This is a genomic window from Streptomyces sp. RK9, assembly GCF_045070545.1.
GTDB classification, from domain to species: Bacteria; Actinomycetota; Actinomycetes; order Streptomycetales; family Streptomycetaceae; genus Streptomyces; species Streptomyces alboflavus.
Genome location: NZ_CP173704.1, coordinates 2,387,515 through 2,408,516 on the forward strand (window position 1 = coordinate 2,387,515; position 21,002 = coordinate 2,408,516).

Genomic DNA, 21,002 nt, shown 5'->3' on the forward strand with positions numbered 1-21,002 from the left:
CACGCGACCGGGGCGGGGCGGCACCCCCGTCGCCGCCCCGCCCGCACGCCCCCGGCCCCTCGGACAGGCCCTAGCGCCCCACGAACCGGACCTCCGGGTGGCGCGGCGAGGGACCGTCGAGGAGGTGGTCGTCGTGCCCGCCGAGCGTGCGGTCGAAGAACGAGGCCACGTACGCGCGCTGGGCGGCCGTGGCGCGCGCCGGGTCGACGGTGCCGATGTTCTTCTCGACCACGTCGCGCCCCACCCCGGCCTGCGGCAGGACCGCGGCGAGGTCGGTGTACGTCTGGTGCTTCGCGCCGCGCAGGTTCAGGTCCCGCTTCCAGCCGGTGCCGTGCTTCCAGAAGGAGCCCCAGGACGGCTCGGTGGTGTGGTCGCTGCCGTCCCGGCCCATCAGCAGGAACGGCCGGTGGTCCAGGCCGTGCCGGGCGACGGGTGTGAGGTTCGTGCCCTGGGGCTCCGCGTTGTGCTCCAGGGTGCCGTCCAGGTTGACGCCCGCCCGCACGCGCTTGTCCTCGTACATGGTCTCGGCGGCCGCCATCCCGCCGGCGGAGTGGCCGAACATGCCGACGCGGCTCCGGTCGACCGCCCTGCCCAGGCCGTGCGGCAGCGCGCCGAGCCGGTCGAGCACGAACTTGTCGTCGGCGACGCGGGCGTCGAGGACCTTCTTCATGAGCCCCGGCAGCTTCTCCGGCGGGGTCTGCGCGAGCGCGTCCCGCAGCGGCTCGTCGGTCTTCACGGAGCCGTCGGGGAACGCGACGCCCGGGGACTCGTAGGTGTGGTCGACGGTGACGACGACATAGCCGCGGCTCGCCATCTCCTCTACGAGGGAAGTGCCCCAGGTCCGGGGGTCGTTGGCACCCGCCGAGTACAGCAGCACGGGCAGCCGCCCGCCGCCGGTCTCGACCCGGGCGCCCTCCCGGGCGTGCGTCCGCATGCCCGCCCAGTCGACGGCGTCCTTCGGGATCCCGTGCGGCGCGGCCGCGTTCCAGCGCGCGGCGGCGCCCTTCGCCATGTACGGCGCGAACCCGTGCCCGCCGGTGGCACGCGCCGGGTACCAGACGCTCACCATCAGCTCCCGGTACGGCTGCGCGGTGACCCACGGGTCGTGGCGGGAGCGGTCGACCAGGCGGGTCGAGAACGTACCGACGGCGTGCGGCCCTGTGGGCGCGGGCAGCGCGGCCCGGACGCCGTGCGCCTCCTGGGCGCCGCCCGCGTCCTGCGCGGAGACCGGCGCGGCAGCCCCCGCGGCGATCACGGTGGCCACGGCGAGCCCCAGGGCGAGCGCGCCCCTGCGGGTGCGGGAGCGGGGGGAGCGGAGATCACGAAGGTTCATGTCTCCATGCTGACCTGGCATGACGCCCGCGACCATGGAGGCAATCCGGAGAATCCTGGGTGGGGGATTACCCCCACCCAGGACCCTTTGGCCGCTCTGCTCGCTCTGCCCGCTACGTCGTCGGCCGCCGCCGGATCTTGTTGCCGAGCCAGACCAGCGGGTCGTACTTGCGGTCCACGGCCCGCTCCTTCAGCGGGATCAGCGCGTTGTCGGTGATGTGGATGCCCTCGGGGCACACCTCCGTGCAGCACTTGGTGATGTTGCAGTAGCCGAGGCCGTGTTCCTCCTGGGCCGTCGCCTTGCGGTCGAGGCCGGTGGCGGCGGCCGCGTCCAGGGGGTGCATGTCGAGTTCGGCGACGCGCATGAGGAAGCGGGGCCCGGCGAAGGCCGTCTTGTTCTCCTCGTGGTCACGCACCACATGGCAGGTGTCCTGGCACAGGAAGCACTCGATGCACTTGCGGAACTCCTGGGAGCGGTCCACGTCCTCCTGCATCATGCGGTACTCGCCGGGACCGAGCTCCTTCGGCGGTACGAACGCCGGGACCTCCCTGGCCTTCGTGTAGTTGAAGCCCACGTCGGTCACCAGGTCCCGCACCACGGGGAAGGCGCGCAGCGGCGTCACCGTGATGACCTCGTCGCGTGCGAACACCGACATGCGCGTCATGCACATCAGGCGTGGCCGCCCGTTGATCTCCGCGGAGCACGAACCGCACTTGCCCGCCTTGCAGTTCCACCGCACGGCGAGGTCGGGGGCCTGGGTGGCCTGGAGCCGGTGGATGATGTCGAGGACCACCTCGCCGTCGTTGACCTGGACGGTGAAGTCCTTCAGATCACCGCCTTCGACGTCGCCGCGCCAGACCCGGAAGCGCGCGTCGTACGCCCCCGAGCCCTCGTCGCCGCCCCCGGTCGCCCCGCTCTCGTTCCCGGCCGCGCCGGAACCCGTGCCGGAAGTCGTCCTCGTACTCACTCGTAGAGCTCCTCTTCGGCGAGGTACTTGACCAGCTCCTCCTTGTCGAAGAGGGCGAGCAGGTCGGGGCGGATGGGGTCGGTCGTGACCCGGGTGAGGTCGATCTGGCCGTGGGCCGGGTCGCTCACCGAGAGGACGCCCGTCGGGTCGGCGAGGGCGCACAGCAGGTTCACGCGGCGCCACTCGCGGTTCATGCCGGGGTGGTCCTCGCGGGTGTGCCCGCCGCGGCTCTCCGTGCGCTCCAGGGCCGCGCGCGCCACGCACTCGCTGACCAGCAGCATGTTGCGCAGGTCGAGCGCCAGGTGCCAGCCCGGGTTGAACTGGCGGTGCCCCTCGACCCCGGCCCTGCGGGCGCGCCGCCGCAGCTCCGCCAGCTTCTCCAGGGCCTCGGCCACCTCGCCCTCGCGGCGGATGATGCCGACCAGGTCGTTCATGGTCTGCTGGAGCTCCTGGTGCAGGGTGTACGGGTTCTCGGGCGCCGTGCCCGCCTCCGGGCCCTCGGCGCTGAACGGGCGCAGCGCCTCGGCGGCGGCCGCGTCCACCTGCGCGTCGTCCACGACCGGGGCGGTGGCGAGGTCGTCCGCGTACCGCGCCGCGTGGAGCCCCGCCCGGCGCCCGAACACAAGGAGGTCGGACAGGGAGTTGCCGCCGAGCCGGTTCGAGCCGTGCATGCCGCCCGCGACCTCACCGGCCGCGAAGAGCCCCGGCACGCCGCGCGCCGCCGCCGTGTCCGACTCGACCGCGATGCCGCCCATCACGTAGTGGCAGGTCGGCCCGACCTCCATCGCCTCGGCCGTGATGTCGACGTCCGCCAGCTCCTTGAACTGGTGGTACATGGACGGCAGTCGGCGCCGGATGACCTCGGCGGGCATGCGCGTCGACACGTCCAGGAACACCCCGCCGTGCGGGGAGCCGCGGCCCGCCTTCACCTCGGAGTTGATGGCGCGGGCCACCTCGTCGCGGGGGAGCAGCTCGGGCGGGCGGCGGTTGTTGTCCGGGTCGTCGTACCAGCGGTCGCCCTCCGCCTCCGACTCCGCGTACTTCTCCTTGAAGACGTCCGGGACGTAGTCGAACATGAAGCGTTTGCCGTCGGAATTGCGCAGCACTCCGCCGTCGCCGCGCACGGACTCGGTGACGAGGATGCCCTTCACCGACGGCGGCCAGACCATTCCGGTCGGATGGAACTGCACGAATTCCATGTTCAGGAGCGGCGCCCCGGCGAGCAGCGCGAGCGCGTGCCCGTCCCCGGTGTACTCCCATGAATTCGACGTCACCTTGAAGGACTTGCCGATGCCGCCGGTGGCGAGCACCACGCTCGGCGCCTCGATGACGAAGAAGCGCCCGCTCTCGCGCTCGTAGCAGAAGGCACCCGAAACGCGCTCGCCGTCTTTCATGACGCGGGTGACGGTGCATTCCTGGAATACCTTCAACCGGGCTTCGTAGTCGCCGAATTCGCGCTCGTCCTCCTGTTGCAGGGCGACGATCTTCTGCTGGAGCGTGCGGATGAGTTCGAGGCCGGTGCGGTCGCCGACGTGCGCGAGCCGCGGATATTCGTGCCCGCCGAAGTTCCGCTGCGAGATCCGCCCGTCCTTCGTACGGTCGAAGAGCGCGCCCCACGTCTCCAGTTCCCACACCCGGTCGGGCGCCTCGCGGGCGTGCAGCTCCGCCATCCGCCACTGGTTGAGGAATTTGCCGCCGCGCAGGGTGTCGCGGAAGTGCACCTGCCAGTTGTCGCCGGAGTTCACATTGCCCATGGACGCGGCGATGCCGCCCTCGGCCATCACCGTATGGGCCTTGCCGAACAGCGACTTGCAGATCACGGCCGTACGGGCGCCCTGCTCACGGGCCTCGATGGCGGCCCGCAGCCCGGCGCCACCGGCGCCCACGACCACGACGTCCCACTGCTGCCGCTCCACCTGAGACATCAGAAGCACCCTTTGCGTTGTCAGAAGAGGGTCGGGTCATCGAAAGCACCGGAAGCGATCAGGTACACATAGAAGTCCGCGAGCGCGACGCTGATCAGCGACGCCCAGGCGAGCAGCATGTGCCGGCCGTTCAGCCAGCCGACCCAGCGCCACATCCGATAGCGCACCGGATGCTTGGAGAAGTGTTTGAGCTTGCCGCCGACGATGTGCCGGCAGGAATGGCAGGAGAGCGTGTACGCCCAGATCAGCGTGATGTTCACCAGGAACACGAGGGTGCCGAGCCCCATGTGTCCCCACTCGTAGTCCTCGTTGCGGAAGGCGAGGACGGTGTCGTACGTGAGAATGCCCGCGACCGGCACCGCCGCGTAGAAGAAGTACCGGTGGATGTTCTGCAGGATCAGCGGGAAACGCGTCTCACCCGTGTACGTCGCGTGCGGTTCCGCCACCGCGCAGGCGGGCGGTGACGCCCAGAAGCCGCGGTAGTAGGCCTTGCGGTAGTAGTAGCAGGTGAGGCGGAAACCCAGCGGGAAGATGAGGATCAGGAGCGCCGGGGAAAGGCCCCACCAGCTGCCGAAGATCTCCCAGTTGGGCCCGTTCCGCATCGGTTCGCAGTTCTCCGCGACGCACGGGGAGTAGAACGGCGAGACGTAGGGCGCCTCGTAGTAGTCGGCGTTCGCGAACGCCCGCCACGTCGAGTACACGACGAAGGCGAACAGTCCGGCGGCGGTCGCGGCGGGCTGGAGCCACCAGCGGTCCGTCCGCAAATGGGCAGCGGTGATGGCGGCGCGCGTGCCGTGCCGTACGCCGCCGGGGCCCGTGCCCTTCTTCAGATGGGGTTCCGTGCCAGTGGCCAACGAGGCTCCACTCCTTCGTCGACGGGCGGTTCGGTGCGGGGGCCGCTAGGGCGCGCGGCGGTCGCGGGCGCCCAGGCCCTCGTCGTCCGAGTCCGTCCACAGGGACCGGTCGTACGGCGTGTCGGGGATGGTGACCAGCTCGGGGCGGGTCTTGGGGGGCGCGGGCGGGGCCGGTGGCGCCGCGGCGGAGGTGGCCGCGGCGCGCAGCAGGGCGACGCTCTCGCGCAGGTGGTCGGTGTCCATGCGGACGCGGCGGAAGTCGACGCCCGCGAGGTCCGCGTCGGCGCGTTGCGCGATCCTGCCCACAGTGCGGACCAGGTCGTCCACGCAGCGCTGAATGGCCGTCAGATCGTCGTGCAGAGCCATGACTTGCCCTCACTTCACAGGTGCGGCGGCAACGCTCATGCGCCTGAGAGTGTCGCTCCTCACATCCCGTGTTGGGAACCCACGTGCGTGGATTCGCCCCCTCCGAGTGAGGTCTCCGGCGGGGCGCCTGGTCGGACGGGGGCGCCCGGGGGCAGGGGTTCTCCGGCTGTGCGCCGGGGCGCCCCCGATCGCGCTCCGCGCTCGTCCTCAATCGCCGGACGGGCTCAAAATGTCAGCCCCCTGTGCGTTCCACGGGTGCCCGGTCGAGTGAGGGCGAGCAGGTGGGAGAAAGCCCGCCCGGCGTTTGAGGGCGAGCGCGCAGCGCGATCGGGGGCCACCCCGGCCCAGGGGGCCGTTGCGCCGAGCGGGTGGCTTACCGAGGGCACCCCGTCGTGTCGGCGCCCCCGCCAGAGATCCCTCACGTTCAGTGGATGACATACGTGTGATCAACTCCATATTTCCCCCGCGATACCGCCAAACGTGCACCCCGCACGGGCAACCCCCGGAGGTACCCGTCATGCCCCTCGACCGCTCCAGGCGATCCGCCGTCTTCCTCGCCGCCGGAGTCCTCGCGCTGCCCACCCTCACCGGGTGCGGCTCCGGCGAGGAGTCGAGCGCCCCGACGGCCGGGCAGGACATCGCCCCCGCGGCCCGGGACCGGGTCGCCGACGGCGGCTCGGTGAAGTGGGCCGTCGACGCCCTCCCCGAGACCTTCAACTCCTTCCAGTCCGACGCCGACGAGGCCACCACCCGCGTCGCCGGCGCCGTCCTGCCGTCGATGTTCCGCCTGGACTCCCGCGGCAGACCCGAGGCGGACGCCGACTTCCTGGAGTCCGCGAAGGTCGTCGAGCGCGAGCCCCAGCAGGTCGTGCTCTACAAGCTGAACCAGCAGGCGGTGTGGAGCGACGGCCGCGAGATCGGCGCCGACGACTTCGCCGCCCAGTGGCGCGCACTCTCCGGCAAGGACAGCGCGTACTGGACCGCCCGCAACGCCGGCTACGACCGCATCGGCAAGATCGAACGCGGCGCCAACAACCTGGAGGTGCGCGTCACCTTCGACAAGCCCTACGCGGACTGGCGCTCCCTGTTCTCCCCGCTGTACCCGAAGGACGTCATGGGCACCCCGGACTCCTTCAACGACGGCGCCCGCACCAAGCTCAAGGTCACCGCGGGCCCCTTCGCCCTGAAGGACGTCGACCGCGACGACGGCGAGCTGACCCTGCGCCGCAGCGCCCGCTGGTGGGGCAGCCCCGCCAAGCTCGACAAGCTGGTCCTGCGCGAGGTCCCCCGCGACAAGCGCGCCGCCGCCCTCGCCGAGGGCAAGGTCGACCTCGCCGAGATCGACGCCGACGAGGCGGGCCGCATCGCCCTCGCCGCCCGCGACAAGGGCGCCCGGGGCCCGCTCGCCCACGGCCCCGGCGCCGCCATCGGCCCGGCCGGGGCGCTGCGCTCCTGGGCCCGCGCCCACGGCTCCGACGAGGAGGCCGCGGAGATCGAGCAGGAGGCCCGCGCGAAGACCCGCAAGGCCGTCGAGCGGTACGCCGAGGAACAGTCCGGCCTGCGCGGCTACGAGGTCCGCAAGTCCCTCGAACCCGCCTACACCCAGCTCGCCCTCAACGGCTCCGAGGGCCCCCTCGCCGACGACCGCGTCCGCCGCGCCGTCGCCCGCGCCCTGAACCGCGACGAACTCGCAAGAACGGTTCTGAAGCCCCTCGGCCTGCCCGCCGAGCCCGTCGGCAGCCACCTCGCCCTCGCCGGTCAGGACGCGTACGCCGACAACAGCGGCGCCCTCGGCGACCAGGACACGGCGGAGGCCTCCGCCCTCCTCGCCGACGCGGGCTGGACGCCGGGCGGCCCGCTCAAGGAGAAGGGCAAGGAGAAGGGGGAGGGCAAGAAGAAGGACGGTGACGGGGGCGACGCAGGGTCGGAGTCCTCGGAGAACGACTCCGACTCCGGCTCCGGCTCGGGCTCCGAGTCCGACGACGGCACCTACATCGTCGGCGAGGACGACCAGAAGCCCGGCGACCCCCGCGCCGCCCTCCTCAGCCCCGACCGCGCCGCCGCCTACCAGCAGGCCGTCCTGATGCGGCAGGCCGACGCCCTCACCGCGCGCCGCGAGGCCGACAAGGAACAGAAGAAGGACCCCGGCGGCCACGCCAAGCAGCACGCGAAGAAGCAGGCCCAGGGCGGCGCCCCCGGTGCGTACGCCCCCAAGGGCACCGCCGCCCCCAAGGCCGCCAAGGGCGCCGCCGCGGGGCCGCTCGCCAAGGACGGCAAGGCGCTGACGCTGCGCTTCGTGCTCCCCTCCGGGGCGGGCTCGGAGTCGCTGCGCGGGGTCGCCGACCGGATCTCGCGGATGCTGCAGCGCATCGGGGTGCGCACGGAGATCGCCAAGGTCGCCGACGACAGCTACTTCAAGGACCACATCGCGTCCGGCCAGTACGACCTGGCGCTGTACTCCTGGCCGGCGTCCGCGTTCCCCGCGACCGACGCCCGCCCGATCTTCGCCAAGCCGGTGCCCGCCGCGGACGGCTCCCTGAACGTCGAGCAGAACTACACCCGCGTCGGCACCGACCACATCGACCAGCTCTTCGACCAGGCCGTGAGCGAGCTGGACGAGGGCGAGAACCGCTCCCTGGTGAAGAAGGCCGACGCCCGCATCTGGGCGGCGGCGGGCTCGGTCCCCCTCTACCAGCGCCCCCAGCTGGTGGCGGCCCGCACGAACCTCGCCAACGCGGGAGCGTTCGGCTTCGAGACGCCGACGTATGAGGACATGGGCTTCCTGAAGCCGGGAACCAAGGCCGTCAAGCGCCCGTAGTGGGGCCCCTCCCTGCTCCTTGAGAGCTTGGGGGAGATTGAGGACGAGCCAGGCCGGAGGCCGCGATCGACGGCGCCCCCGGCCTGGCGGAACCTCCCGTTCCGGGGCCGCCCGAGGAGCCCGACAAGCCGCCCCCGGCGAGGCACCGTAGGATGGGGTAAGGCCGTGGCACGTCTGCCCGGCAGGGCACGCGTACGAAATGGACGTACGCGCCGCCGTCCAAGCCTCCCGGGAGAAGCGCACCTCGCATGCCCACGCGCCACGACATTCGTAACGTCGCCATCGTCGCCCACGTCGACCACGGCAAGACGACCATCGTCGACGCCATGCTCAAGCAGGCGGGCGCCTTCGCCGCGCACGCCGCCGAGTCCCTCGACGACCGCATGATGGACAGCAACGACCTGGAGCGTGAGAAGGGCATCACGATCCTGGCCAAGAACACGGCGGTCAAGTACCACCCGAAGGACGGTGGCGACCCGATCACGATCAACATCATCGACACCCCTGGCCACGCCGACTTCGGCGGCGAGGTCGAGCGCGGTCTGTCGATGGTGGACGCGGTCGTCCTCCTCGTGGACGCCTCCGAGGGTCCGCTGCCGCAGACCCGCTTCGTGCTCCGCAAGGCCCTGATGCAGCGCCTGCCCGTCATCCTCTGCATCAACAAGACGGACCGTCCGGACTCGCGCATCGACGAGGTCGTGAACGAGACGTACGACCTCTTCCTCGACCTGGACGCCGACGAGGACCAGATCGAGTTCCCGATCGTCTACGCCTGCGGCCGTGACGGCGTGGCCTCGCTGACCAAGCCGGAGGACGGCACCGTCCCGGCCGACAGCACCAACCTGGAGCCGTTCTTCACCACGCTGCTCCAGCACGTCCCGGCCCCCGAGTACGACGAGACCGCGCCGCTCCAGGCCCACGTCACCAACCTGGACGCCGACAACTTCCTCGGCCGCATCGCGCTGCTCCGCGTCGAGCAGGGCGAGCTGCGCAAGGGCCAGACCGTGGCCTGGATCAAGCGCGACGGCTCGATCGCCAACGTCCGCATCACCGAGCTGATGATGACCGAGGCGCTCACCCGCAAGCCCGCGGAGGTCGCCGGGCCCGGCGACATCTGCGCCGTCGCCGGTATCCCGGACATCATGATCGGCGAGACCCTGGCCGACCCCGAGAACCCGATCGCGCTCCCGCTGATCACGGTCGACGAGCCGGCGATCTCCATGACCATCGGTACGAACACCTCGCCGCTGGTCGGCCGCGGTGGCACCGGCAAGGGCGCGGACGCCAAGGCGGCCGTCAAGGACCGCAAGGTGACCGCCCGCCAGGTCAAGGACCGCCTGGACCGCGAGCTGATCGGCAACGTCTCGCTGCGCGTCCTGGACACCGCGCGTCCCGACGCCTGGGAGGTGCAGGGCCGCGGCGAGCTGGCGCTCGCGATCCTGGTCGAGCAGATGCGCCGCGAGGGCTTCGAGATGACCATCGGCAAGCCGCAGGTGGTCACCAAGGAGGTCGAGGGCAAGACGTACGAGCCCGTCGAGCGCATGACCATCGACGTGCCCGAGGAGCACATGGGCGCGGTCACGCAGCTCATGGGCGTCCGCAAGGGCCGCATGGACAACATGTCGAACCACGGCTCCGGCTGGGTCCGTCTGGAGTTCGTCGTCCCGTCCCGCGGCCTCATCGGCTTCCGTACGGAGTTCCTGACCCAGACCCGCGGCACGGGCATCGCGCACTCCATCCACGAGGGTCACGAGCCGTGGTTCGGCGAGCTGAAGACCCGTAACAACGGCTCCCTGGTCGCCGACCGCGCCGGCGCCGTCACCGCGTTCGCGATGACGAACCTCCAGGAGCGCGGCGTGCTGTTCACCGACCCCGGCACCGAGGTGTACGAGGGCATGATCGTCGGCGAGAACTCGCGCTCCGACGACATGGACGTGAACATCACCAAGGAGAAGAAGCTCACCAACATGCGCTCCTCCTCGGCCGACTCCTTCGAGGCGATCGTCCCGCCGCGCAAGCTCTCCCTGGAGCAGTCCCTGGAGTTCTGCCGCGACGACGAGTGCGTCGAGGTGACCCCGGAGGCCGTGCGCATCCGCAAGGTCGTCCTGGACCAGAAGGAGCGCGGCCGCACGGCTTCGCGCGCCAAGCACGGCTGACCCACGCGGGCGTGGCCTGGCTCTCTGGGCCGGGCCGCCACCTGCCGTCCTTCGTCCGCGACTCCGTCGTGGCCGGTCGCGCAGTTCCCCGCGCCCCTTCGGTCGCTGAGGCCGGTTTTCCCGCACACGACGTGTGTGGGAAAACCGGCTTCTCGCGTTGCGCCGGGCGATACGGTGACGGGGTGTGACGCGCGTCGACCCCGGGGGCCGTCGACGGGCCGTCTGGCAACCGGTTTTCACCCGCGATCTGTCCGGTATGCGGACCCCCTTGACCGTTAGATGTGTAACACGTCCGTTTCGCAACCATCTATCTGGGATCGGTTTGTCCGGATTTTGGAAGTTGTACGTGCCAGGTGTGATTGAACCGAGACCAAAAGGGTGTGGTCGGGCCGTACCTCATGGCTAATAGTTGACCGCGTATAGCTCGGGTCAATGGGTCACGCGCTGTGGGGAGCGCCGACTCACGAGCACACTGGGGTACTCGATCTTCGCCGGCAGGGGTGTCGGCGCTGCTCCGCGTACCCCCTCTTGTAGTGAACAAGTGGACTCATGAGGAGGAACCCCATGCGTGGTGCCAAGAGCGCCAAGTGGGTCGCCATAGCCGGTGTTGTGGCGCTTACCGCTACTGCCTGTGGTGGAGGCGACGACGACAAGGGCAGCGGCAAGGTCGACCCGAAGGGGATCGTCTCTTACGCCAATGGTGAGCCGCAGAACCTGCTGCAGCCGTCCAACACCATGGAGGCGTACGGCAGCGTCGTCATCGACGCCCTCTTCACGGGGCTTGTCCACTACGACAAGCAGGGCAACATCACCTACGAGAACGCCGAGTCGGTCACGCCCGACAAGGCGAACAAGGTGTGGACCGTCAAGCTCAAGAAGGGCTGGAAGTTCCACGACAACACGCCGGTCACGGCGAAGTCGTACGTGGACGCCTGGAACTGGGCCGCCGACCCGGCCAACGGCCAGCAGAACAGCGCCTGGTACCGCGACATCGTCGGCTACGACGACGTCCACCCGGCCAAGGGCAAGGCCAAGAAGAAGGCCATGTCCGGCCTGAAGGTCGTCGACGAGAACACCTTCACCATCACGCTGAAGAACGGCATCCCGTACTACCAGTACAAGCTGGTCTACAAGCCCTTCTTCCCGCTGCCCGCGGCCGCGCTGAAGGACCCGAAGAAGTACGGCGAGGCGCCGGTCGGCAACGGTCCCTACAAGTTCTCGAAGTGGGACCGCAAGAAGCTGATCTCGGTCCGCACCTGGCCCGGCTACAAGGGCGAGGACAAGCCGAAGAACGGCGGCATCGACTTCAAGGCCTACACCAAGGACACCGCGGCCTACGCCGACCTGAAGTCGGACAACGTCGACACGATGCCGATCGTGCCGAACAGCGAGCTCGCCAACTTCAAGAACGACTTCGGCGACCGCGCCATCGTCTCCGACTACTCGGCGCTCAACACGGTCAACTTCGCCTTCTACCAGCCGCAGTGGAAGAAGACCGACATCAAGGTCCTCCAGGGCCTGTCGATGGCGATCGACCGCGACACCATCGCCAAGACGGTGTTCTACGGCACCCGTGAGTCCGCGACCGGCTGGGTCGCCAAGGGCGTCAAGGGCTACCAGGACGACGCCTGTGGCAAGTTCTGCAAGTTCGACCCGAAGGCCGCCAAGGACTCGATCAAGGCCGGCGGCGGTGTCCCGGGCAACAAGATCCAGATCCAGTACAACGCCGACCAGCCGCACAAGGACTGGGTCGTCGCGGTCTGCAACTCCATCACCAAGGCCACCGGTGTCAAGTGCACCGGCGACGCGGTGACGGACTTCGCGGCCGACACGGAGATCCGTGACCAGAAGAAGGTCAAGTCGATGTACCGCTCCGGCTGGGTGCTCGACTACCCGTTCAACGGCAACTTCCTCGCCGACCTCTACGGCACCGGCGTCGACGGCAACAAGGGCGGCTTCTCGGACAAGAAGTTCGACAAGCTGACCGCTGAGGCCGACAAGGCCAAGACGATCGACGATTCCGCCGAGCTGTACCAGAAGGCCGAGAAGGAGCTGGTCAACAGCTTCCCGGGCATCCCGCTCTGGTACAACAAGACGCTCTCCGCCTACTCGAACAACGTCAAGAAGATCGAGTTCGACCAGGCGGGCGACCCGATCCTGTCCGACGTCGAGGTCTTCGAGAAGTAGCAGTCGCCGGAGTACCGCACCGTGAAGCGACGCCCGGCGATCCCGGGCGTCGCTTCCGGGCGGCTCCGCAATGGACGGAGGCACCACTATGGGGCGCTACGTCGCGAGGCGACTGCTCCAGATGATCCCGGTCTTCATCGGGACCACCCTGCTGATCTTCCTGATGGTGAACGCCCTCCCGGGTGACCCGGTCAAGGCGCTGTGGGGAGACAAGCCGCCGGACCCGGCACAGGTCGCGCAGATCAAGCACGACCGGGGTCTGGACCTGCCCCTCTGGGAGCAGTATCTGCACTACATGAAGGGTCTGTTCCAGGGCGACTTCGGCAACACCATCGCCGGCAACCGACCCATCCTCGACGAGATCACGCAGGCCTTCCCGGTCTCCATGCGGCTCGCCGCGATGGCCTGGACGTTCGAGCTCGTCGTCGGCATCACCCTCGGTGTGATCGCCGGTGTGCGGCGCGGCCGGATCATCGACACCACCGTGACGTTCTTCACGCTCCTCGTGATCTCCGTCCCGATCTTCGTGTTCGGCCTCGGCTTCCAGCTGATCTTCGGCAACGAACTCGGCTGGGTGAAACCGACCGTGCAGGACTCGGAGAACTTCCAGCAGCTGATGCTGCCGGCGCTCGTGCTCGGCCTCGTCGGCCTCGCCTATGTGGCCCGACTGACCCGTACCTCCATCAAGGAGAACCGGTCGGCGGACTACATCCGCACCGCCGTCGCCAAGGGTCTGCCCAGACGCCGCATCATCTCCCGGCACCTGTTGCGCAACTCCCTGATCCCCGTGGTCACTTACCTCGGTACGGACATCGGCGCCCTGATGGGCGGCGCGGTCATCACCGAGGGCATCTTCAACGTGACGGGCGTGGGCAACCTGCTGTACACGGGGATCGCCCGGCGTGAGGGCGCGATCATCGTGGGCATCGTCACCGTCCTCGTCATCGTGTACCTCCTCGCCAGCCTGCTCGTCGACCTGCTCTACGCGGTCCTGGACCCGAGGATCCGTTATGCCTGACCTGATGAAGACCCCGGCCGCGGACGAGCCGGAGGTGGCGCTCGCGCCGCCGAGCGGCAAGGCTGCCGAAGCCGGCGAGGTGGGCGGCGCCCGCAGTCTCTGGGGCGACGCCTGGCGCGACCTGCGCCGCAGGCCGCTGTTCGTCGTCTCCGGCCTGCTGATCCTCCTCGTGCTCCTCGTGTCGGCCTTCCCCGGCCTGTTCACGAGCACCGACCCCGGCAGCGGCGACCTGACGAAGAACTTCCTCGGTTCGCCGAACCTGACCCACTTCTTCCAGGACGACTGGTTCGGGTACGACCGGCAGGGCCGCAGCATCTACGCCCGCGTGGTCTTCGGCGCCCGGAACTCGGTGATGGTCGGTCTCGGCGTGACGCTGCTCGTCACCTTCTTCGGCGGTCTGGTCGGCATGCTCGCGGGCTACTTCGGTGGCTTCTGGGACAGCCTGCTCTCCCGGATCACCGACGTGTTCTTCGGCATCCCGTTCCTGCTCGGCGCGATGGTCGTCCTGAACGCCTTCACCGACCGCGACGTGTGGGTGATCACCGGTGCGCTCGCGTTCCTCGGCTGGACGCAGATCGCGCGCGTCATGCGTGGCGCGGTCATCACGACCAAGCACGCGGACTACGTGATGGCGGCCAAGGCCCTCGGCGCCGGCACCAAGCGGATCCTGTTCCGGCACGTGCTGCCGAACGCCGTCGCCCCGGTCATCGTCGTCGCGACCATTGCCCTCGGCACGTACATCGTCGCGGAGTCGACGCTGTCGTACCTGGGCCTCGGCTTCGGCAGTGACGCCGTGTCCTGGGGTGCCGACATCTCCGACGCGACGCAGGACATCCGGAACAACCCGCACACGCTGATCTTCCCCGCCGGAATGCTCAGCATCACCGTGCTGGCGTTCATCATGCTCGGCGACGCGGTACGCGAAGCCCTCGACCCGAAGCTGCGCTGAGGGAGGCGTACGTGACGATCACAGAGAAAACCGCGGACGTCCCCGCCCCCCGCTCGGGCGAGGAGAAGAGCGGCCGGCTGCTCGACGTGAAGGACCTGCACGTCGAGTTCCACACCCGCGACGGTGTGGTCAAGGCCGTCAACGGCGTCAACTACAGCGTGGACGCGGGCGAGACGCTCGCCGTGCTCGGCGAGTCCGGCTCGGGCAAGTCCGTGACCGCGCAGGCCATCATGGGCATCCTCGACATGCCGCCCGGAAAGATCCCGCAGGGCGAGATCGTCTTCCGGGGTCAGGACATGCTGAAGATGTCCAACGAGGAGCGCAGGAAGATCCGCGGCCGCAAGATCGCGATGATCTTCCAGGACGCGCTTTCGTCCCTGAACCCGGTGCTCTCCGTCGGCTACCAGCTCGGCGAGATGTTCCGGGTGCACGAGGGCCTGTCCCGCAAGGAGGCCAAGGCCAAGGCCGTCGAGCTGATGGACCGGGTGAAGATCCCGGCCGCCAAGCAGCGGGTGAGCGACTACCCGCACCAGTTCTCCGGCGGTATGCGCCAGCGCATCATGATCGCGATGGCGCTCGCCCTGGAGCCGGACCTGATCATCGCCGACGAGCCGACCACGGCGCTCGACGTGACGGTCCAGGCGCAGGTCATGGACCTGCTCGCCGAGCTCCAGCGCGAGTACAACATGGGTCTGATCCTCATCACCCACGACCTCGGTGTGGTCGCGGACGTGGCGGACAAGATCGCCGTCATGTACGCGGGCCGGATCGTGGAGACGGCGCCGGTGCACGAGCTGTACAAGCGGCCCGCGCACCCGTACACGCGCGGTCTGCTCGACTCGATCCCGCGCCTGGACCAGAAGGGCCAGGAGCTCTACGCGATCAAGGGCCTGCCGCCCAACCTCCTGAAGATCCCCTCGGGTTGCGCGTTCAACCCGCGCTGCCCCAAGGCGACGGACATCTGCCGCACGGATGTACCGCCGCTGGTTCCGGTGACGGAGCGGGACGGCGCGGAGCTCGTGGGCCGCGGCAGCGCCTGCCACTTCTGGAAGGAGACGATCCATGGCTGAGGTCAGCAAGAACGACGAGCCGACGGACGCCACGCCGAACGTCTCCGAGGTGGAAACGGTCGACGCGGAGACGCCCGAGCAGGCGGTGGCCGCCATCGAGGCCCCCGCCGAGCGCGGCGAGCCGATCCTCCAGGTCCGCAACCTGGTGAAGCACTTCCCGCTCACCCAGGGCGTCATCGTCAAGCGCCAGGTCGGGGCGGTGAAGGCGGTCGACGGGATCTCCTTCGACCTCTACCAGGGCGAGACGCTCGGCATCGTGGGCGAGTCGGGCTGCGGCAAGTCGACGGTGGCCAAGCTGCTCATGACCCTGGAGCAGGCCACCGCGGGCGAGGTCTTCTACAAGGGCCAGGACATCACCAAGCTGTCCGGCCGGGCGCTCAAGGCCGTCCGCCGGAACATCCAGATGGTGTTCCAGGACCCGTACACCTCGCTCAACCCCCGTATGACGGTGGGCGACATCATCGGGGAGCCCTTCGAGATCCACCCGGAGGTGGCACCGAAGGGTGACCGCCGCCGCAAGGTCCAGGAGCTCCTCGACGTCGTCGGCCTCAACCCCGAGTACATCAACCGCTACCCGCACCAGTTCTCGGGCGGTCAGCGCCAGCGCATCGGCATCGCGCGCGGCCTGGCGCTCAACCCCGAGATCATCATCTGCGACGAGCCGGTCTCGGCCCTGGACGTGTCCGTCCAGGCCCAGGTCATCAACCTGATGGAGAAGCTCCAGGACGAGTTCAACCTGTCCTACCTCTTCATCGCGCACGACCTGTCGATCGTCCGGCACATCTCGGACCGCGTGGGTGTGATGTACCTCGGCAAGATGGCCGAGATCGGCTCCGACGAGCAGATCTACGACCACCCGACGCACCCGTACACGCAGGCGCTCCTCTCGGCCGTCCCGGTCCCCGACCCGGAGGCCCGCGAGGGCCGCGAGCGCATCATCCTCACCGGCGACGTGCCGTCCCCGGCCAACCCGCCCTCGGGCTGCCGCTTCCGCACCCGCTGCTGGAAGGCCCAGGACCGCTGCGCCGAGGAGATCCCGCTCCTCGCGATCCCGGAGCGCTTCGTGGGCAAGGACACGCCCGCCGCCCACGAGTCGGCGTGCCACTTCGCGGAGGAGAAGGACGTGGTGCACGCGGCGTAGCGCCGTGGTGCTGTGCGTGTGCCCCGCCGGCAAGCCCGGCGGGGCACACGCACGTTTCGTCGCGGCCAGCGGTCCGTCTTTCCGTAGCGCCGGAAGGCAGACGTGTCCACGGTCCAGGGGCCCAGGGGGACCTGGTCGCCGAAGATGTAGGGCTCCTTCTCCCCGTAATGCGTCCCGCACGGCTCGGAGTGCACCTCGACGGTGCCCTTCCTGGGGTCGACGATCAGGTAGTGCTCGATCTCGGGGCCGTTGGCGCAGATGTAGCCGGGGTGGGTGGCGAGGAGCTGGTCGTGGAGTTGTCTGCGGATGCGGCGGACTGTGCCTGCGTGCCTCTTAGACGGGCACGTCATGGACAGGATCGGTCCGGAAGGGCCGATTTCGACGCGCCAGGAGCCCTCGAACTGCTCGGCGTAGGCCCCGAGCTGCTCGGCGATCGCCCGCATCGTGGCGTAGTCCATGCGCCCAGGCTAGCGAGCCCTTCTTGGCCCGGAATGCGGCATCCGGATGGCCTCCCCCTCATACGGCCGGGCTAAATGTGCGATTCGTCCGCTCTGCCGCGATATTTGCGGTAACGCGCGCACTGTCGGCGCGCAGAGCGATCGAGGAGGCACTCCATGCGTGGAGCCACGCACGCCAAGTGGGCCGCTGGTGCGGTGGCCGTCGCACTCGCGGCGACGGCCTGTGGGGGCGGGAGCAGCGGTGGCGGCGGCGACGGCTCCGGGGTGGTGGGGTCGTCCTGGGGGGATCCGCAGAACCCGCTGGAGCCCGCGAACACGAACGAGGTCCAGGGCGGGAAGGTCCTGGACATGGTCTTCCGGGGGCTGAAGCGGTACGACCCGAAGACCGGCGAGGCCAAGGACATGATCGCCGAGTCCATCGAGAGCAAGGACTCGCAGAACTTCACCGTCAAGCTCAAGGACGGGTGGAAGTTCAGCAACGGTGAGGACGTCACCGCCAAGTCGTTCGTCGATGCCTGGAACTACGGGGCGCACCTCAAGAACAACCAGAAGAACGCCTACTTCTTCGGGTACATCGAGGGGTACGCCGAGGTGCACCCGGAGAAGGGCGACGCGACGGCCGAGACCCTGTCCGGGCTCAAGGTCGTCGACCCCAAGACCTTCACCGTGAAGCTCACGCAGAAGTTCTCCACCTGGCCCGAGACCCTCGGCTACCCCTCCTTCGCGCCGCTGCCCAAGGCGTTCTTCGACGACCACGCGGCCTGGCTGTCCAAGCCCGTCGGCAACGGCCCGTACACCGTGAAGTCGTACCAGAAGGGCTCCAAGATGGAGCTCAGGAAGTGGGACGGCTACAAGGGGGACGACAAGGCGGAGAACGGGGGCGTGGACCTCAAGGTCTACACCGACAACAACACCGCCTACACGGATCTGATGGCGGGGAACCTCGATCTCGTCGACGACGTTCCGGCCTCGCAGCTGAAGAACGTGAAGAGCGACCTGGGGGACCGGTACATCAACACCCCCGCCGGCATCATCCAGACCCTCGCCTTCCCCTTCTACGACAAGAAGTGGGACAAGGCGGGGTCGGAGAAGGTCCGGCAGGGGCTCTCCCGGGCCATCAACCGCGAGCAGATCACCGACACGATCTTCCAGAAGACCCGCACGCCCGCCAAGGACTGGACCTCGCCGGTGCTCGGTGAGGAGGGCGGCTACAGCGACAGCGTGTGCGGTGAGTGGTGCGAGTACGACGCGGCGGAGGCGAAGAAGCTCGTCGAGGAAGGGGGCGGCATTCCCGGGGGGACCCTCAAGATCTCGTACAACGCCGACACCGGCTCGCACAAGGAGTGGGTGGACGCCGTCTGCAACTCCATCAACCGGGCCCTCGGCAACGACAAGGCCTGCGTCGGCAACCCCATCGGCACCTTCGCCGACTTCCGCAGCCAGGCGTCCCAGCAGAAGCTCGACGGGGCCTGGCGCGCGGGCTGGCAGATGGACTACCCGCTGATCCAGAACTTCCTGGAGCCGAACTACTACACGGACGCCTCGTCCAACGACGGCAAGTACTCCGACAAGGACTTCGACAAGCTCATCAACGAGGCCAACGGGGAGACGGACGCCGCCAAGGCCGTCACCAAGTTCCAGGACGCCGAGAAGATCCTCGCCAAGGACATGCCCGCCATCCCGCTCTGGTACCAGAACGGCAGCGCCGGCTACTCGGACCGGGTCTCCGACGTCGCGCTGAACCAGTTCAGCGTGCCGGTCTACTCGGAGATCAAGGTCAACTGACGCCGGTGGAGCGGCCGTCCGGCACCCCCGCCGGGCGGCCGCTCCCACTACTCCTGGAGCGAGCCCCATGGGTCGTTATGTGATCCGGCGTCTGCTGCAGATGATCCCGGTCTTCTTCGGCGCCACCCTGCTGATCTTCCTGATGGTCAACGTGATGGGCGACCCCATCGCGGGCCTCTGCGGCGACCGCAAGTGCGACCCCGCGACGGCCGCCCAGCTGAAGAAGGAGTTCGGCCTCGACAAGCCCGTGTGGCAGCAATACGCGACGTACATGGGCAACGTCTTCACCGGCGACTTCGGCACCGCCTTCAACGGCCAGAAGGTCACCGAGCTGATGTCCTCGGCGTTCCCCGTGACCCTCAGGCTCACCCTCGTCGCCATCGTCTTCGAGATCGTCATCGGCATCTCGCTGGGCGTCCTCACCGGCCTGCGGCGCGGCAAGCCCGTCGACACGGTCGTGCTGCTCCTGACGCTCGTGGTCATCTCCATCCCCACGTTCGTGACCGGTCTGCTCCTGCAACTGCTGCTCGGCGTCGAGTGGGGCGTCATCAAACCGTCCGTGTCGACCGAGGCGACCGTCGACGAACTGATCGTGCCGGGACTCGTGCTCGCGTCCGTCTCCCTGGCGTACGTCACCCGCCTCACCCGGACCTCCATCGCCGAGAACCGCCGCGCCGACTACGTCCGCACGGCCGTGGCGAAGGGCCTGCCGCGGCGCCGCGTGATCACCAAGCACCTGCTGCGCAACTCACTGATCCCGGTCGTCACCTTCATCGGCACGGACGTGGGCGCGCTCATGGGCGGCGCCATCGTCACCGAGCGGATCTTCAACATCCACGGCGTCGGCTTCCAGCTCTACCAGGGGATCCTGCGGCAGAGCACCCAGACCGTCGTCGGGTTCGTGACGGTGCTCGTCCTCGTCTTCCTGCTTGCGAACCTGATCGTCGACCTGTTGTACGCCGTACTCGACCCGAGGATCCGCTATGCCTGAACCCCATGAGCCCGCCGAGGGCGCCATCGCAGGGACCGGCGCGGGCGGCGCGATGGACCTCGCGGCGAGTGAGGCGACGACGCTGGCCCCGGGCGGCCCCGAAGGCGGACCCGGCGGCACCGGCGCCGCCGCGCCCGCCCGCAGCCTGTGGTCCGACGCCTGGCACGACCTGCGCCGCAACCCGGTCTTCGTCATCTCGGGCCTGATCATCCTCTTCCTGGTCTTCATCTCTCTCTGGCCCTCCGCGATCGCCTCCGGCGACCCCCTGGACTGCGACCTCGCCAACGCCCAGAAGGGCTCCTCGCCCGGCCACCCCTTCGGCTTCAACGGCCAGGGCTGCGACGTCTACACGCGCACCGTGTACGGCGCCCGCTCCTCCGTCACCGTCGGCGTCTGCGCCACCCTCGGCGTCGCGGTCCTCGGCAGCGTGCTCGGCGGGCTCGCCGGGTTCTTCGGCGGCGTGTGGGACGCGATCCTCTCCCGCATCACCGACATCTTCTTCGCGATCCCCGTCGTCCTCGGCGGCCTGGTGCTGCTCTCCGTCGTCACCAGCAACACCGTCTGGCCCGTGATCGGCTTCATGGTGCTGCTCGGCTGGCCGCAGATCTCCCGCATCGCCCGCGGCTCCGTCATCACCGCCAAACAGAACGACTACGTCCAGGCCGCCCGCGCCCTCGGCGCCTCCAACTCCCGGATGCTGCTCCGGCACATCACGCCCAACGCCGTCGCCCCGGTCATCGTCGTCGCGACCATCGCCCTCGGCACCTACATCGCCCTCGAGGCCACCCTGTCCTACCTGGGCGTCGGCCTGAAGCCCCCCACGGTGAGCTGGGGCATCGACATCTCCGCGGCGTCCCAGTACATCCGCAACGCCCCGCACATGCTGCTCTGGCCCGCGGGCGCCCTCGCGGTCACCGTGCTCGCGTTCATCATGCTCGGCGACGCGGTGCGCGACGCCCTCGACCCGAAGCTGAGGTAGCGCCC

At 69.1% G+C, this 21,002-nt stretch carries 15 protein-coding genes; 10 read left to right on the forward strand and 5 right to left on the reverse strand.

The window, feature by feature from the left end:
- Window positions 1–70: 70 nt before the first annotated feature.
- The 5 genes from AB6L24_RS30895 to AB6L24_RS30915 all read right to left on the reverse strand — a co-directional run bounded on the left by AB6L24_RS30895 (window position 71) and on the right by AB6L24_RS30915 (window position 5,445).
- Window positions 71–1,333 (reverse strand): alpha/beta hydrolase family protein, encoded by a 1,263-nt coding sequence (locus tag AB6L24_RS30895; RefSeq protein WP_405660734.1) that lies wholly within the window; start codon window positions 1,331–1,333, stop codon window positions 71–73.
- A gap of 112 nt (window positions 1,334–1,445) precedes the next feature.
- Window positions 1,446–2,300: a succinate dehydrogenase/fumarate reductase iron-sulfur subunit gene (locus AB6L24_RS30900; protein WP_405660736.1), complete on the reverse strand. Its 855-nt coding sequence runs from the start codon at window positions 2,298–2,300 to the stop codon at window positions 1,446–1,448.
- On the reverse strand, window positions 2,297–4,225 hold the full coding sequence (locus AB6L24_RS30905; RefSeq protein WP_405660738.1) for a fumarate reductase/succinate dehydrogenase flavoprotein subunit: 1,929 nt from the start codon (window positions 4,223–4,225) through the stop codon (window positions 2,297–2,299). Before AB6L24_RS30905 ends, AB6L24_RS30900 begins: the two co-directional genes overlap by 4 nt.
- Before the next feature lie 20 nt (window positions 4,226–4,245).
- The gene (locus AB6L24_RS30910; protein ID WP_405660741.1) at window positions 4,246–5,079 is read right to left on the reverse strand and encodes a hypothetical protein; all 834 of its coding nucleotides are present in this window, start codon (window positions 5,077–5,079) and stop codon (window positions 4,246–4,248) included.
- A gap of 45 nt (window positions 5,080–5,124) precedes the next feature.
- The gene (locus AB6L24_RS30915) at window positions 5,125–5,445 is read right to left on the reverse strand and encodes a hypothetical protein (protein ID WP_405660743.1); all 321 of its coding nucleotides are present in this window, start codon (window positions 5,443–5,445) and stop codon (window positions 5,125–5,127) included.
- Window positions 5,446–5,962: 517 nt separating this feature from the next.
- On the opposite strand from AB6L24_RS30915, the gene AB6L24_RS30920 reads away from it, so the two are divergent.
- The 10 genes from AB6L24_RS30920 (at window position 5,963) to AB6L24_RS30965 (ending at window position 20,997) form a co-directional block, all read left to right on the forward strand.
- Window positions 5,963–8,263: an ABC transporter family substrate-binding protein gene (locus tag AB6L24_RS30920; RefSeq protein WP_405660746.1), complete on the forward strand. Its 2,301-nt coding sequence runs from the start codon at window positions 5,963–5,965 to the stop codon at window positions 8,261–8,263.
- Between the two features lie 248 nt (window positions 8,264–8,511).
- Window positions 8,512–10,419 carry a translational GTPase TypA gene (typA, locus tag AB6L24_RS30925; RefSeq protein WP_405660748.1) on the forward strand — a complete coding sequence of 636 codons (1,908 nt, stop codon included), beginning with the start codon at window positions 8,512–8,514 and terminating at the stop codon, window positions 10,417–10,419.
- Window positions 10,420–10,983: 564 nt separating this feature from the next.
- Window positions 10,984–12,606 (forward strand): ABC transporter substrate-binding protein, encoded by a 1,623-nt coding sequence (locus tag AB6L24_RS30930; RefSeq protein WP_405660751.1) that lies wholly within the window; start codon window positions 10,984–10,986, stop codon window positions 12,604–12,606.
- An 88-nt stretch (window positions 12,607–12,694) separates the two neighbouring features.
- Entirely contained in the window at window positions 12,695–13,624 is a 930-nt protein-coding gene (locus AB6L24_RS30935) for an ABC transporter permease (protein ID WP_030359740.1), read from the forward strand.
- On the forward strand, window positions 13,617–14,573 hold the full coding sequence (locus AB6L24_RS30940) for an ABC transporter permease (RefSeq protein WP_380857705.1): 957 nt from the start codon (window positions 13,617–13,619) through the stop codon (window positions 14,571–14,573). Before AB6L24_RS30935 ends, AB6L24_RS30940 begins: the two co-directional genes overlap by 8 nt.
- Before the next feature lie 11 nt (window positions 14,574–14,584).
- Window positions 14,585–15,643: an ABC transporter ATP-binding protein gene (locus AB6L24_RS30945; protein WP_405660754.1), complete on the forward strand. Its 1,059-nt coding sequence runs from the start codon at window positions 14,585–14,587 to the stop codon at window positions 15,641–15,643.
- Window positions 15,636–16,784: an ABC transporter ATP-binding protein gene (locus tag AB6L24_RS30950; RefSeq protein WP_380857699.1), complete on the forward strand. Its 1,149-nt coding sequence runs from the start codon at window positions 15,636–15,638 to the stop codon at window positions 16,782–16,784. The genes AB6L24_RS30945 and AB6L24_RS30950 overlap by 8 nt, the downstream gene beginning before the upstream one ends.
- A 614-nt stretch (window positions 16,785–17,398) precedes the next feature.
- A complete protein-coding gene (locus AB6L24_RS30955) occupies window positions 17,399–19,027 on the forward strand; it encodes an ABC transporter substrate-binding protein (RefSeq protein ID WP_405660755.1) in 1,629 nt (542 codons plus the stop codon).
- A 67-nt stretch (window positions 19,028–19,094) separates the two neighbouring features.
- Window positions 19,095–20,018 (forward strand): ABC transporter permease, encoded by a 924-nt coding sequence (locus tag AB6L24_RS30960; protein WP_405660756.1) that lies wholly within the window; start codon window positions 19,095–19,097, stop codon window positions 20,016–20,018.
- Entirely contained in the window at window positions 20,011–20,997 is a 987-nt protein-coding gene (locus AB6L24_RS30965; protein ID WP_030359747.1) for an ABC transporter permease, read from the forward strand. Before AB6L24_RS30960 ends, AB6L24_RS30965 begins: the two co-directional genes overlap by 8 nt.
- Window positions 20,998–21,002: the final 5 nt, after the last annotated feature.